Origin of the sequence: Nitrosomonas sp. Nm51 (genome assembly GCF_900111165.1) — a bacterium.
Classification (GTDB): Bacteria; Pseudomonadota; Gammaproteobacteria; order Burkholderiales; family Nitrosomonadaceae; genus Nitrosomonas.
The window spans coordinates 1-13,964 of sequence record NZ_FOGH01000060.1; the positions used below are offsets into that span (position 1 = coordinate 1).

13 protein-coding genes, 1 pseudogene and 1 riboswitch are annotated in these 13,964 nt (G+C 48.7%); of the genes and pseudogenes, 4 read left to right on the plus strand and 10 right to left on the minus strand.

Annotated elements, in window-relative coordinates; genetic code table 11:
- Positions 1 to 65: 65 nt before the first annotated feature.
- Positions 66 to 317 (minus strand): hypothetical protein, encoded by a 252-nt coding sequence (locus BMY60_RS13330; protein WP_090334300.1) that lies wholly within the window; start codon positions 315 to 317, stop codon positions 66 to 68.
- Between the two features lie 97 nt (positions 318 to 414).
- A riboswitch (guanidine-I (ykkC/yxkD leader) is annotated at positions 415 to 558 on the plus strand.
- A gap of 77 nt (positions 559 to 635) precedes the next feature.
- On the opposite strand from BMY60_RS13330, the gene BMY60_RS13335 reads away from it, so the two are divergent.
- The 4 genes from BMY60_RS13335 (at position 636) to uca (ending at position 7,257) form a co-directional block, all read left to right on the plus strand.
- The gene (locus BMY60_RS13335; protein ID WP_090334302.1) at positions 636 to 2,072 is read left to right on the plus strand and encodes an APC family permease; all 1,437 of its coding nucleotides are present in this window, start codon (positions 636 to 638) and stop codon (positions 2,070 to 2,072) included.
- 121 nt (positions 2,073 to 2,193) lie between these two features.
- Positions 2,194 to 2,922, plus strand: a complete 729-nt coding sequence (locus BMY60_RS13340; RefSeq protein WP_090334303.1) for an urea amidolyase associated protein UAAP1 — start codon at positions 2,194 to 2,196, stop codon at positions 2,920 to 2,922.
- Positions 2,919 to 3,590: an urea amidolyase associated protein UAAP2 gene (locus BMY60_RS13345; RefSeq protein WP_090334304.1), complete on the plus strand. Its 672-nt coding sequence runs from the start codon at positions 2,919 to 2,921 to the stop codon at positions 3,588 to 3,590. Before BMY60_RS13340 ends, BMY60_RS13345 begins: the two co-directional genes overlap by 4 nt.
- 43 nt (positions 3,591 to 3,633) lie before the next feature.
- On the plus strand, positions 3,634 to 7,257 hold the full coding sequence (gene uca / locus BMY60_RS13350) for an urea carboxylase (protein ID WP_090334306.1): 3,624 nt from the start codon (positions 3,634 to 3,636) through the stop codon (positions 7,255 to 7,257).
- A 17-nt stretch (positions 7,258 to 7,274) separates the two neighbouring features.
- Here uca and BMY60_RS13355 read toward each other — a convergent pair whose 3' ends face one another.
- From BMY60_RS13355 to BMY60_RS16755, 9 genes and pseudogenes are all read right to left on the minus strand, one after another.
- Positions 7,275 to 7,925, minus strand: a complete 651-nt coding sequence (locus BMY60_RS13355; RefSeq protein WP_090334307.1) for a potassium channel family protein — start codon at positions 7,923 to 7,925, stop codon at positions 7,275 to 7,277.
- A gap of 2 nt (positions 7,926 to 7,927) precedes the next feature.
- On the minus strand, positions 7,928 to 9,388 hold the full coding sequence (locus BMY60_RS13360; protein ID WP_090334309.1) for a TrkH family potassium uptake protein: 1,461 nt from the start codon (positions 9,386 to 9,388) through the stop codon (positions 7,928 to 7,930).
- Between the two features lie 207 nt (positions 9,389 to 9,595).
- Positions 9,596 to 10,648, minus strand: coding sequence for a transposase (locus BMY60_RS13365; protein WP_371264219.1), 1,053 nt, complete (start codon positions 10,646 to 10,648; stop codon positions 9,596 to 9,598).
- A 163-nt stretch (positions 10,649 to 10,811) separates the two neighbouring features.
- Positions 10,812 to 11,690 carry a hypothetical protein gene (locus BMY60_RS13370; RefSeq protein WP_143057450.1) on the minus strand — a complete coding sequence of 293 codons (879 nt, stop codon included), beginning with the start codon at positions 11,688 to 11,690 and terminating at the stop codon, positions 10,812 to 10,814.
- Positions 11,691 to 12,121: 431 nt separating this feature from the next.
- Entirely contained in the window at positions 12,122 to 12,388 is a 267-nt protein-coding gene (locus BMY60_RS15850; RefSeq protein WP_177166684.1) for a hypothetical protein, read from the minus strand.
- Positions 12,316 to 12,546 (minus strand): annotated as a pseudogene (locus tag BMY60_RS16385) (IS110 family transposase); the annotation flags it as partial. The gene BMY60_RS15850 and the pseudogene BMY60_RS16385, both read right to left, overlap by 73 nt.
- Positions 12,521 to 12,988 carry a transposase gene (locus BMY60_RS15495; protein WP_143057451.1) on the minus strand — a complete coding sequence of 156 codons (468 nt, stop codon included), beginning with the start codon at positions 12,986 to 12,988 and terminating at the stop codon, positions 12,521 to 12,523. The gene BMY60_RS15495 and the pseudogene BMY60_RS16385, both read right to left, overlap by 26 nt.
- A gap of 43 nt (positions 12,989 to 13,031) precedes the next feature.
- Positions 13,032 to 13,274, minus strand: a complete 243-nt coding sequence (locus BMY60_RS15500; protein WP_143057452.1) for a hypothetical protein — start codon at positions 13,272 to 13,274, stop codon at positions 13,032 to 13,034.
- An 83-nt stretch (positions 13,275 to 13,357) separates the two neighbouring features.
- Entirely contained in the window at positions 13,358 to 13,630 is a 273-nt protein-coding gene (locus BMY60_RS16755) for a helix-turn-helix domain-containing protein (RefSeq protein ID WP_371264220.1), read from the minus strand.
- Positions 13,631 to 13,964 lie beyond the last annotated feature (334 nt).

Here is a 13,964-nt window from a genome sequence, read left to right on the forward strand (position 1 = left end):
GCGGCTATCTGGAATTTCAGTATATGTGCATGGGATTTATGCTGTGGAAAGATGATTTATGATTATCACTGTTGATATTTGTGGGTAATAGGCAGTCCTAGGATGATGAATTTTTCTATGCGAACCAATTCCGGCGTGGTGGCCAGTTCCTGTTGTTTTTCCGTTAATGGACCTGATTCTTCTGATAGCCAGGGAAATAACGAACCTCGTATGTTCAACCAGGCTTGTGATAAAGTCTCATGCAGTCTTTTCATTTGTTGATCTTTTTCGAGTTTTTGACAATTCAGCTTTATCACTTGTGGACATGCCGCTTGCATTTTTTGGCTATCCGGGCCGGTAATTCAGCTTAATTCTTGAGTTTTGCAAGTTACTCTAGCGTTTGATTTTTTCTGAAAGTGTTGTTAGGCTAGGCTGGAAATGTGAGACTAGGGTTCCGGCTTTATCAATTTATCTATTGATTATTTAAATTGATGGGGTGGCTGGTTCGAGAGTCTCCGGTCTCGTTTGCTTTATCTTCTCGATAACGAGACTCCACGGAGGGATAAAAGCCCGGGAGATAAGCGTATGCAGTGTTTGCATACATATTTTCTCGGTCTGTGTCCGGGTTTTATATCCGTTGAATAGGAGTCTTTGTTATGCCTGTTTCATCACAACGAAATCGTTTGACAACCGACGAGGACCATTCCGGTACGGATGTGCTAAACCGCAGTATGAGTGTCTGGCACAGCTTCACTATGGGTTTTGCGGTGGTTTCTCCGGTGGTTGGACTATATGCCATCATTGGTGTACAGACAGTTGTTACCGGAGGTGGCTGGTTTGCTGCACTGGCAATTTGTCTGGCCATGCAATTGTTGGTGGCAACTGTCTATGCCGAGCTTGCCTCGCAGTTCCCGATTGCCGGTGGTGCCTATAAATGGGCGCGGCAGCTTGGGGGTGTGACGGCCGGGCAGTATGCGGGCGTGATCTACGTCAGTTCGACGATCGCCATGCTGACAACCACGGCTTATACGGGGGGTGTCTGGCTTGCGACCTTCTGGGGTGCGCTTGATAATAGCGGTGCATCCATGGTGTTCTGGGGTGCGGTTTTTTTATTGCTTTGCATGGCGCTTAACCTTGCGCATGTCAATATTTTTAAATCGTTAATCGCGCTTGGCGTTTACGCAGAAGTCGTCGGATCATTCGGTATTGCGCTGCTGTTGTTCTTCTTTTTCCGTCAGTATGGTTTTACTGAGCTGTTTCAACATATGGGCACCGGTACCGCACCAACTGAAACTGCGGCATTTCTTGCGGCCCTGGCGATTGCCGGTTGGGCATTTATCGGTTTTGACGCGTGTTCCACAACAGCGGAAGAAACACATCAACCCAAGCGCATGGTTCCCCGTGCTATTTTTTTTGCATTGAGCGCAGTCGGTGCTGTTGTGCTGTTTAATTCTTCGGCACTGATTCTGACTTTTAATCATGAAGCACTGGCAACGGCCAGCAAGACGGCTGATCCGGTTACACCATTAATTGCAAGTTCGTTTGGCGACTGGGTGAGCAAACCGTTCTCCGGCATTGTCATGATTGCTTTTTTAGCATGCGGTGCTTCGGTTGTTAAGTATACGTCACGCATTGTTTTTTCGATGGCGCGGGAAGGTAATATGCCAACCATGCTCAGCCATGTGACTGTTGACAAAACGCCGCGCAACGCCATTCTTTTTACAGTCACATTGTCCGGTCTGGGATTACTGCTGGGTCTGAATGACGGTGCGGTAGCAACCGTGATTGCTTTTGGGACCGGTGGATTATATGCCATGTTTGCCATGACCACCGGTGTTGGCCTGTTCGCGCGTCTGACCGGACGATGGAATCCTGCATTAGGCGAACTTAAGCTCGGCGTGTGGGGACTTGTGATCAATTGCGCGGCATTCGCCTGGTCACTGTTTGAGTTAATCAATATTGGCTGGCCCCGTGCTTACGCTGTTTCAGAGCATGCACCCTGGTGGCAGTTATGGGCAATACCGCTGGTGCTTGGCAGTATTCTGGGTGTCACGACACTTTATATTCTGATTCAAAAAAATCGTCGTAATTGAATTCAGAATCCGGTTTTTTTATAACCGCACGTCTGGCCGGGGTTGGCCAGGGTGTATTCAAATTTTGTAACCAGGTGTAATCTAATTCCGCATATGACTGAAAATTATCAAGGAGGCAGCAATGAATCAAAATCAACAATTTATCTGGCAGGAGACTGTTCCGGGCGGGTGCCATTGGTCCGGTGTCGTGCGGCGCGGCACGACATTGCGTTTGACAGATAGCAGTGGCGGAGCCAGTGCAGCAGTGCTGTTTTATAACCAGGAAGAAAAACTAGAGCGGTATAACATGGCGGATACACTCAAATCGCAGCATACGTTTTATTTGACCGAAGGTCATGCCTGCCATTCGGATATGGGACGGATTTTTTGCCGCATCACTCAAGACACTGTGGGGTGGCATGATACCGTTTGCGGTATCAGCGATGCCGAGCAGGTGCGTGCGCACTATGGCGTTGCACGCTATCAGGAACTGCACAATGGCATGTACCGTAATGGTCTGGATAACATGCTGATTGAACTTGGTAAATGGGGCCTTGGGCGGCGTGATATCGTATCAAATATCAACTTCTTCAGTAAGGCTGCTGTCAATGCTGCAGGCGAACTGATTTTTAATGCGGGAAACAGCAAAGCCGGTGATTTTGTCGATCTGAGTTTTGAAATGAATACGCTGGTTGTGCTCTCTGCCGCGCCCCATCCGCTCGATCAAAGTGAAGCATACAAGCCCGGCGCGGTGCGTCTTGCGCTTTATGCTACACCTGCGAGCCGCGCCGAAAAATGCCTGCAAATCGCCGAGAATATGCGAGGATTAGAGAATACACAACGTTATTACGCTTCAGGAGGTGAGCTATGAATATGCAGTTTCAGCAGCATAATCTGACCGAGAGTCAATTGAGTCCGGCAAACGCGGTTGTTGATGAACTCTGCGCTGCTGGTGAGCCCTGGGTTAAGCAGCTAAATGCCGGGCAAACTTTCCGGATTATCGATCTGGAGGGCAATCAGGCTGTCGATACGCTTTTTTACAATGCGCATCATGCTCCTGAACGCTATAGTGTGAACGATACCATACGTAATCAGAACAGGCTTTACTTGACAACCGGCAGCAAGCTTTATTCCAATTTTGGTAATGTCATGCTGACGATTGTAGCCGATACCTGTGGACGGCACGATACACTGGGCGGTGCTTGCGCGGCAGAAAGCAATACCGTTCGTTACGCGCTGGACAAGCATTCCATGCACAGTTGCCGCGATAATTTTTTATATGCACTGACGCATGATCCGTTGTGCGAGCAGCTTGGCATGAGCAAGCGCGATTTGCCAAGCAACATCAATTTTTTCATGAACGTGCCAGTCACTGAAGATGGCAGGCTCGATTTTGTCGATGGAATTTCGGCACCCGGCAAGTATGTTGAACTGCGTGCACAGATGGATGTGATCGTACTGATTTCGAATTGCCCGCAGCTGAATAATCCCTGCAATGCCTATAATCCAACGCCGATTCGGCTGTTGATCTGGGATTGACGAGCCATTTCGGTGTGTGCATTAGCAAAAAAAGGAGCAGACAGTGTTTGACAAAGTATTGATTGCCAACCGTGGCGCAATCGCCAGCCGGATTATACGCACCCTGCGCCGCATCGGTGTTGGTAGTGTTGCCGTGTATACCGAAGCGGATGCGTTGTCGCGCCACGTAACTGAAGCAGATGAGGCGTATAGCATCGGCGAAGGCGCGGCAGCAGACAGTTATTTGCGAACAGATAAAATACTGGCAACAGCACGGCGGGCACATGCGCAGGCGATTCATCCCGGATACGGCTTTTTGAGTGAAAATGCGGATTTTGCCGATCAGTGCGCATCTCATCATGTCTGTTTTATCGGTCCAACCGCGCATCAAATGCGTGCTTTCGGCCTCAAGCATACCGCCCGCGAACTGGCATTGGAAAACAGTGTGCCTTTATTGCCTGGCACCACTTTGCTGGAGACGTTGGATGAAGCTATGCGTGCTGCGACACATATTGGTTTTCCGGTGATGTTGAAGAGCACCGCTGGCGGTGGCGGTATCGGTATGCGGCTATGCTGGAACGAAAAAGAACTTACCGATGCATATGATGCTGTCCGTTATCTGGCGCGAAATAACTTCAGTGACGCCGGTATTTTCCTTGAGAAATATATTGAAAATGCGCGGCATATCGAGGTACAGATTTTTGGTGACGGCAAAGGCAGAGTACTCGCGCTGGGGGAGCGCGACTGCTCGATGCAACGCCGTAACCAGAAAGTTGTTGAGGAAACGCCAGCCCCCAATCTGACAGACGGTTTGCGAAGAGCGCTTAACGAGGCAGCGGTCCGTCTTGGCGAATCGGTTAACTACCAGTCAGCCGGTACGGTGGAATTTATTGTTGACGGTTCCAGCAATGAATTTTATTTTCTTGAAGTCAACACGCGTCTTCAGGTGGAACACGGCGTTACCGAAATGGTAACCGGAGTCGATCTGGTTGAATGGATGGTTCGGCAGGCTTGCGGAGAACTGCCGGAACTGGATTCGTTCGACATCAAACCGGAAGGTTCAGCAATTCAGGCACGGATTTATGCGGAGAATCCCGCACAGAATTTTCAGCCGTCAAGCGGTATGTTGACCGCGGCTCGGTTTTCGTCAATTGCACGTGTCGAAACCTGGGTGGATAGCGGCACAACCGTGACGCCTTTTTACGATCCCATGCTGGCAAAGGTGATAGTGCATGCAGCTACACGTGAACAGGCAGTCGATCAATTAGGGCACGCACTGGAACAAGCCGTACTGCAGGGTATAGAGACCAATCGTGATTATTTGCTGCAGGTTATTCACAGCGCTGCATTTCGTGAAGGACGCTATGGCACGCGTTTCTTGAACGGTTTTCATTATTGTGCGCAAACAGTTGATATTCTCAGCCCTGGTGTGCAAACAACGATACAGGACTATCCGGGACGGCTGGGATACTGGAAAATCGGCGTGCCGCCGTCAGGTCCGGTGGATAGCCTTGCTTTCCGTCTGGCGAACCAACTGGTTGGCAATAACGGCGATGCAGCCGGGCTTGAAATAACATTTGCCGGTCCGACACTCAGATTCAATTGCGACAGCATAATCGCAGTTACCGGAGCGCCGATAGTTGTGCATCTGGATGGTGAAGCGCTTACGCTATGGCGTTCGCATGCAGTTAAAGCAGGTGCAATACTGCAATTTGGGAAAACTACCCATCATGGCTGCCGTGCATATCTTGCGGTGCAAGACGGGTTCCAGGTGGCGGATTATCTCGGCAGCAAGTCGACATTTACATTAGGCCAGTTTGGCGGACATGCCGGACGTGTGCTGCGCAGTGGCGATGTGTTGCATATTCTGAAAGCGGACAATCACCAGCCGCGTTATCTGACCGAAGAAAAGATTCCGCGTTATACGGACCGCTGGTGTATCGGTGTGTTATACGGTCCGCATGGCGCGCCTGATTTCTTTACCGAAGCAGACATGCAAATGTTTTTTACCGCTGAATGGACTGTGCACCATAATTCCAGTCGCACAGGCATACGACTGCTCGGGCCCAAGCCGCAATGGGCGCGCAGCGATGGCGGTGAAGCCGGTCTGCACCCCTCTAATATCCATGATAATGCCTATGCGGTCGGTGCGGTTGATTTTACCGGAGACATGCCGGTTATTCTGGGACCGGACGGTCCGAGTCTGGGCGGTTTTGTCTGCCCTGCAACGGTTGTACATGCGGAATTATGGAAACTCGGGCAGCTGAAACCCGGTGATATGGTACGTTTTTATCCGTTGACGCTGGTGCAAGCCGAGGCAATGGAGCGTGACTTAAAGACTGCTGTCGAACAAATAGATTTTCCCAAGCATACCCTGGTAGCGCCACAACCGTTGTTGCTTGACGATCCGGTGATACACAGTACGCCAGAGAGCGATCAGTCACCGGCTGTGGTTTATCGGCAATCGGGTGACCGTTATCTGTTGATTGAGTATGGGCCAGCCGTGCTGGATATTAATTTGAGATTGCGGGTGCACGCGTTAATGCTATCGTTACAGTATGCGCGGGATCGGGATGCGTTTGATGGCATTATCGATTTGACGCCGGGAATACGTTCACTGCAGGTGCATTTTGACTCACTGGTTCTGCCACGTGATAAGTTGCTGTCGTATCTGATTGAGGCGGAAGCCAAATTGCCTGTGATGGATGACCTGGAAATACCGTCGCGGATTGTGCATCTGCCGCTGTCATGGGATGATCGGGCAACCAGACAGGCAATAGAAAAATACATGCAGTCTGTACGTAGCGACGCGCCATGGTGTCCAAGCAATATTGAATTTATCCGCCGTATTAACGGGCTGGATGACACCGAGGCTGTGCGGCAGATTGTGTTCGGCGCTAGTTATTTGGTTCTTGGGCTTGGCGATGTTTATCTTGGTGCGCCGGTGGCAACCCCTGTAGACCCGCGTCATCGCCTGGTAACGACAAAGTACAATCCGGCCAGAACCTGGACTCCGGAGAATGCTGTAGGCATTGGTGGTGCTTACTTGTGTATTTATGGCATGGAGGGACCGGGCGGTTACCAGTTTGTCGGCCGGACCGTTCAGATGTGGAACCGTTACCGTCAGACGAGTGACTTCAAGGATGGCAAGCCATGGCTGTTGCGTTTTTTCGATCAGATCCGTTTTTATCCCGTCAGCGAAAGCGAATTGCTTGAACTGCGTAAGGATTTTATAACTGGAAAATTTACTTTGCGTGTTGATGAAACTACTTTTAGCCTGAAACAGTACAACCGGTTTTTACAACAAAACAGCGAGTCGATACAGGCATTCAAAACCAGGCAGCAAGCAGCATTTGAGGCCGAGCGCGAGCGTTGGCATGCGGCTGGTCAGCCTGAATACGCAGATGCGTTAGATGAAAGCATTCTCGATGAGTCCGATACGCAAAGCGAACTGGATCTTCCGGAAGGCAGTTTTGCCGCCGGCTCGCATATTACCGGAACGGTATGGAAAGTTTTGGTGGAAGAAGGACAGCGCGTTTCCACAGGTACGCCATTGGTCGTGATTGAATCGATGAAAATGGAGTTTGTTGTTGAAGCCGACAGGGATGGAACGGTACGGCGGATATCATGTCAGGAAGGCGCATATGTGACGAACGGACAGCTGCTGGCGGTTATTTCTGAAATATGATTGCCACATGCCCGGTGTTATTTGTCGGAATTAAATTGTTCGTGCAATTGGTTCAATTGTTTCTGGTGCGTGATCAGAATCACTTCATCGCCCGACTCGAGCCGTGTATCCTCCTTCGGCAGCAACAGTTCATCCTGCCGGTAAATACACATAATGCGGCAAGTTGCGGGCAGGTCCAGCTGAGCCAATGTGCCTTCCAGAGACTTATGTACGACAAACGAGAATACCCTGGCATCGCCTTTAATGATTGACGAGATTTCCAGGATGTTTCGGCCCTCGACCATGTCAACAATATAATGCGCGATTGTTCTTGACGGAACGATGATGCTCTCCAGGCCGAGCTCAATGGCTATATGGTCAAATTCCGAGTCTTCCAGTTTGGTGATAATTTTTTTAAATCCCAGCGACCGCGCTATCAAACTGGCGATTATATTGGACTGATCATTGCTGGTGAAGCAAAATATGATCTCGGTGTTTCCAGGGTCGACTTCTTTTAAAATCTCCGGGCGTGTGCCGTCGCCATGAACAAAACCGCAATCGAGCTGCTCTGACAATGTCTCGATCTTCTCCTTGTCCATTTCAACGAGGATGACGTCATGACCCTGCTTACTCAATTCTCGCGCCGCGGCGATGGTGATAGAACTCGTGCCGATAAATGCCATTCTCATGCTTACGATCTCCTGTTTGTCCAGGTTGAAGGGTAGACTAATACAAGCAGGGCGAAAAATTCAAGCCGTCCGAGCAGCATACACAGACAAAGTGTTAATTTTAGATGCGGTGAGAGATCGATATCGGTGATGCCGCTGCTCAAACCGACTGTGGCCGTTGCGGAAACAACTTCAAATAAAGCCGCGAGCGGTTCGTAACCGGAAAATAAAAACACCAGCCACGCACATGTGATTGTGAAGATAAATAACAGAATAACCAGTAAAGCCCTGTTAATTTCATCTGTTTCCAGGTTTTTGCCCGCGAGCCGGGGCAGAATGACCGCATGTGGCGTTACCGTTGCTTTTTTCAACATAAAGGATAATGCTTGCCAGAAAATCAGCATACGGTAAAGTTTTATGCCCCCTGCGGTTGAACCCAGCGCGCCACCTGTAAACATTGCCATCATCAGAATAAGCATGCCGTGCGCACCGATCTGCGTGACATCGAGCGATGCAAAACCGGCGGTTGTTTGCGCTGAAATAGCCATCAACGGCGCATGAAACACAGCTTCACGGAAGGTCATCTGCGAATCATGCAGCAGCACCCATGTAAGCGCCAGGCTGATAAATAAAAATAGAAATACGATCGTTCTGACCTGTACATCCCGATAAATCATTAAAAAGCTGTGCTGGCGGATATGGAAATATAATAATAGCGGCAGTGCGCCGAAAATACATCCCAGAATGACACTGATCGCTCCGAACGGCGAATGAAAGCCTGCCAGACTGTTGTCAAAATTGGAGAACCCGCCTGTGGAAACCGCAGAAAATGCATGTGTGATTGCATTAAAAAAATTGCCATCCGCCATCCAGATCAGGCCTGTACAGATACCGGTCAATACTATGTAGATCGTAAGAATGCGCCGCGCATACATGCGTGCCGAACTGACAAAATCACTGCTTTCGTCCAATTCAATCAGTTTTCTGATATAAGCGCCGGGTCTTAGCAGCAATGCGATGGTCAGAATCACGATGCCCAGCCCGCCGATCCACTGCATATACGTACGTGCAAACAGAAAGGTCTGGGGTTGTTGCTGCAATTGTGTCGCAACAGATAAGCCTGTTGTCGTAAAAGCCGATACCGTTTCAAACAGTGCATCGATAAAATTCAGTCCACTGCCCATGACAGGGATGGTCATAATTAATGGGGAAAGGATGAAAATAAGCCCGGTGATAACCAGGCCTTCATTGGTTTGAATGTCAGTAGAAGCACTGATGCGCATCAGCGGCAATCCCGTTGTCAGCAAAATAATTTCAACAATAATGTAGCGCAGGGTTAAATGATATTCCATGAAAATCAGTGAGGCCGCCAGCGGAATAATTGCCAGAACAGCCATGACAAGTAGTAATTGGCCAAGATATTTGCCAACGACGCCAAGCCTGACCGGTTTTTGCAGCAGGGCTGTATGATCGTGAAGCGGCATAGTATATTTTCGTATTAAGCGTTGTCAGCGGTTAATTAGTCGGCCCTGAAAAAAGATATTTTGAAAAATTTTCTGCGCAATAATTTCAGTCATGGATTATTTATTTAACCTGCGCACTTGTTTTTCAGAAATTTCCGGCCGCAAGATTTGTTTTTGTCTTGTTTTTCGCAGCAAAAAACAGCCAAAGAATGGCCAGCAGCCATTGTTTCAGATTCCAGGCGAAGCAGCCATCAGCAGGTTGGTCTGATCACCGACCGCACCTTTCAGATAATTCCTTGCCATTCGATAGTCCGATTTCAAATGGCCGATAATGGGTTCAATGGCTGCGCGTCTTCTGCATTGTTTTCGCTTCTTGTCTTTCTGGTAATGCGTGTCTCGTTTGAGCGCTTTTCCCGGAAAAATGATTTTGATTTCATTGACTTCGTTTTGGCCACGCGACGTTTCAACATGCCTGAGTATTTCCGGCAGCGTATGGCGATCATGCAGGGAATAGATTTTGTTTGTGTCTTTGGGCTGTTGTTTTACGCGATCATACAGCAGAAAGTCCTGCGGGTAGCGCTCAAACGAGCAGTATTGCGGTAATTTCCTTCCGAATTCCCGTATCAAAATGCCCGCAATGATTCTAAGCCGTTTCAGTGCACGCCTGGCCTTGGCTCTTTTCCCGGTATGGCGAAAATGCCGGATATCAAGGCGCAGTGATTTGACTTCCTTGATAAGGGTGCGCCGCTGAGGAACACCATGTGCTTTGGCTGTCTTGTTCAGGCGATTGGTTTTGATTGCAAGCTTGCTATCCGTGGGATAAGTGATATTTTTTTCTTGCACTGTCGTGTCAATATGAACCGCATCTTCCAGCGCTGTCTTTCCATGCAGACCAACACTCATCCGGAAAATGCGCTCAACACCGCCGAATCCAATGCACTTGCGAAAATGAACCAGCTTCGTGCGATGGCAAGGCAGTTTCCGCTGGAATTCCTTCATGCCGCAAAAAGACTGGTAGTAAGGATTGCGCTTCCACTGCAACACCACCGCTTCATCGCTCAAGTTATCCAGTTGCTTGAGAATCAATAACCCAACCATCAGGCGAATTGGCTTGCCCGGTGCGCCTGTGCTTTCGGTGTAATGAATGCCAAACGCTTCGTCAAATTCATGCCGGGGAATAACGGTTGATAGTTTGAGCAGCGGATCGGCTGGATCAAGCTGTAACAACAGGTCTGTTTCAAACAAGTTGGGTTGATGAAAAGTTTTGCTGGGTATGGGCATCGATTAATCACCATTTCGACTGGATTGTTACTAATATCAAGTGCTTGTATATATTTTATGGGCTGACTGAGTAGTCTTCAATTGTCAAAAGGCGCAACGCAGACCATGGACACCGGCAAGCTTACTGAATTCAGTAATATCACATAGACAGAATACTATCAGACTAATTACATGCGCCACTGTGTTGATTTGTCAGAACAGGGGGCGGGTTCGATTCAAACTCGGCTATTGGAATGACAAAATGTGGTCTATACTGATGTTCGGATTGTGTATTAGCCGGCCCGGGTGGATCAATAGTAGCAAAGTAATGCGTTCTGTGTGTATTCCTCACAAGTCCATATCTTGAGGCGCCAACAGCTGGCAGATGTGTCATTGGCGTAAAGTCAGCTACCGAATGCGCTGCTGTCGGATAATAATCCGCGCCGACACTGACCAGTATTTGAGCGCCAGCCCTGTCATCCGGTCCTGCAGGGTCATTAAGAATGAGTTGCGTGGTTACCTGCGCAAATACAGCTTTAACGTCATATCCGTTAATGACATATATATTGGCGCCGCCATGAATGGGATTAAGGCCGGAATTGAATTTATAGGATGGAGCTCCGCCTGGTTCTGTCCGCATGTCAACTTCCTGGGATGCTGTCGATGGCGATATATGGCTTGTGTGAAACGCCCAGACAGGCAGGTTATCGCCACCGACCCTGTGCCATTGATTATTGGATTTTTTCAGGATATAAAGCTTTAATCCTGAAATTTTAACACGCACATTTTTTGCAGCATGTGCTGTGCCCGGATAGATATGAAACCACGGCACGATAGCCTCCCAAGCTGACTGGGATTTGTATTCTGAATTGCGTGGCACCCACCAAGAAGGCGTAGCATCTCCTCTGGCCGCGGCCCCCATAACGATATTGGCTTTTTTCGACCATCCAGCATTTGCCGGGGCGTCCAGCAATTCTGCTTCATTAAACTGCATATCCGCTTTTACGCTATCAATCGGCGTAGATGAAACCGGGTGGCAAGCAAACAACAGCATTGTAAACACAGCTAAATAATGAAATTTATAATTGCCAGACACATTGTTAATGCAAATTTGATTTGACATGCCAATACCTTGCAAATTTCTTGTTAAGCGTACTGGACCGTTGCGCATAATTACCTCTCATAAAAGTTGGAAATAATCGTTTGTAGAAAAATAACACTATAGTTTGTCAGAAAATTTTCATAACAAAAGTAAAACGTATGATTAAATTCCCGCAATGGTTTCATCAGGGTATTTGCCTTTAAATTGATGACATTGCGTTCCCTGCCTTAGGGGTGTCGTCATGTGTTATGTACATTTCTGTTTGTATTCCGGACAAAAGGATCAGGTTTTGTGCCGCAGGACATACCGGAGCATATTCAAGGCGCGAAAACGACGATAATTTTGTTCGAAAACAAACCCAAAGGGCGCGACATATTTTTGTGCCTGTTTGTTCAAAACGCTTGAATTCGCCGTGTCGGGCCAATACCGGAAATCGCTTCCAGCTTCTGACTGGCTTCGTTCGCTTGGCGCCACAGCTTGATCTGCAACTTCAGTTCTTCCACCTGACGGTCCGGTTCCTTGAGATGATCGTTCAGTCTGTCCGGCAACTTGCGCAGAATACCCGGAAAATCACTTTCGGCATCTATTGAGGGGGCATCAGCTTGACGGTGTGTCCAAATTCGCTGAGTTTCCCCGCCCGGCGGTGCGAGCTGCCGCATGCTTCCATGCCAATCAAACAGGGCTCTAAATTGGCGAAAAACCTTACCATCCCGTTTCGGCGCAATTGCTTGCGCAACACAATCTTGCCGTGGCCATCAACACCGTGGATCTGAAACACTTCTATTGCCAAATCAATGCCAATTGCTGTAACCTTCATGCCGGACGCTCCTCTCTTGTTTAGCGGGCTTAACTGCATGCACCTCTACTTTGGCACATTGATGCCGTTTAGAGCAGCGGGCGTCCATTCCACTACTATCAATTTGATATTGCCGGATAAAGCTGTTTAATTTAAGTTTTATCCGCGCGCCCTCAGTTATAAATCGCCACTCAATAGTCGTAGCAGATCGGTTTCGTGTTGCCGTCCATGCATCGATTTCCCTGTGTACGGTTTCCATATCAGATAGCCGGCGATTAAGACATTGCCGCGATAATGCACTGGATTCGCATTCGGCCATATTCAACCAACTGCCATGCTTTGGCGTATATACAAATTCCGGTCTTTCCATCAATCTGCGCGCCACCTCTGGTTCAAAGGCCTTATACAACGAAGCCCCTGTGTGTATTTGGATTATCCATGACAAGCGCAATCTTCCCGGCATCTGGAAAATCCTTCTCTACCAGCGCACGTACCTCTTGTGCCCATTACGCCGCCGCATGATTATCAGCGACATCTGTCCGGCGCCGGTTTTTTAATGGCGCATAAAACCGGAAAAGATGCGCAACCCCATTACGCTCATACTCCACATCGTAGCGTTCAATTTGACCAGGACCGTCTGGCGGCGCAGGCCGCACCTCTTTCACGCATAGCACGCTTGTCTCAACCATGCATCCCGCAGGGTAGTCCGGATCAAAAGCATGTTTGTAAACTGACAGAACCTGTTTCATCGCACACACAAGAGCTGCATCCTGTCTGGGTGGAATACACCACATCTTCTTCTGCCAGGGTTTAAACGTTTAAACGTGTTTTTTTAAAACCTGTCTGACGGTTTCATGGGAAATGGATTCGACGATTTCCTGTTCGACCAATCGTTCTCCCAACAGCTCAACGTCCAACGCGATTGCCCCGGCGGTGGATCACTACACGTCGTTGCAACCAAATGGGCCTCACCATCACCCCCAAGTACGCGTGATTTCTCTCTTACCCGAGGCCTACGCTCAAGCGCCGCTTCCAGACCTTCTTCAACACAGCGCTGGCGTAACCTTGAAACCGTGCTCGCGTTAACACCCACGGTCTTCGCCACTTCTCTATCCAATAACCCTGGCCCAAAACCGCCTTCATCGGCTCATAACAAAATTTGCGCATGCGTTCGCCGGTATGCGGCTGCCTTCCCTTTATAAACCAGTTCCCCCAACCCTTGACGTTCTACTTCCGTTAACCGAACAATATATCTTTTTTTCATCTGGTCTCTCAATATGTCAGTGGCATATATTGAGATACTATTCTAGTATAGGGCAAAATCAAATTGAAGGAGTCCTAGGACTGCCTATTACCCACAAATATCAACAGTGATAATCATAAATCATCTTTCCACAGCATAAATCCCATGCACATATACTGAAATTCCAGATAGCCGC

Excerpts from the sequence above, each read along its gene's own strand:
- BMY60_RS13330 (WP_090334300.1), bottom strand. The coding sequence starts at position 317 with ATGCAAGCGGCATGTCCACAAGTGATAAAGCTGAATTGTCAAAAACTC.
- BMY60_RS13335 (WP_090334302.1), top strand. The coding sequence starts at position 636 with ATGCCTGTTTCATCACAACGAAATCGTTTGACAACCGACGAGGACCAT.
- BMY60_RS13340 (WP_090334303.1), top strand. The coding sequence starts at position 2,194 with ATGAATCAAAATCAACAATTTATCTGGCAGGAGACTGTTCCGGGCGGG.
- BMY60_RS13345 (WP_090334304.1), top strand. The coding sequence starts at position 2,919 with ATGAATATGCAGTTTCAGCAGCATAATCTGACCGAGAGTCAATTGAGT.
- BMY60_RS13355 (WP_090334307.1), bottom strand. The coding sequence starts at position 7,925 with ATGAGAATGGCATTTATCGGCACGAGTTCTATCACCATCGCCGCGGCG.
- BMY60_RS13360 (WP_090334309.1), bottom strand. The coding sequence starts at position 9,388 with ATGCCGCTTCACGATCATACAGCCCTGCTGCAAAAACCGGTCAGGCTT.
- BMY60_RS13365 (WP_371264219.1), bottom strand. The coding sequence starts at position 10,648 with ATGCCCATACCCAGCAAAACTTTTCATCAACCCAACTTGTTTGAAACA.
- BMY60_RS15850 (WP_177166684.1), bottom strand. The coding sequence starts at position 12,388 with ATGCGGCAGCTCGCACCGCCGGGCGGGGAAACTCAGCGAATTTGGACA.
- BMY60_RS15495 (WP_143057451.1), bottom strand. The coding sequence starts at position 12,988 with ATGCCGGGAAGATTGCGCTTGTCATGGATAATCCAAATACACACAGGG.
- BMY60_RS15500 (WP_143057452.1), bottom strand. The coding sequence starts at position 13,274 with ATGAAACAGGTTCTGTCAGTTTACAAACATGCTTTTGATCCGGACTAC.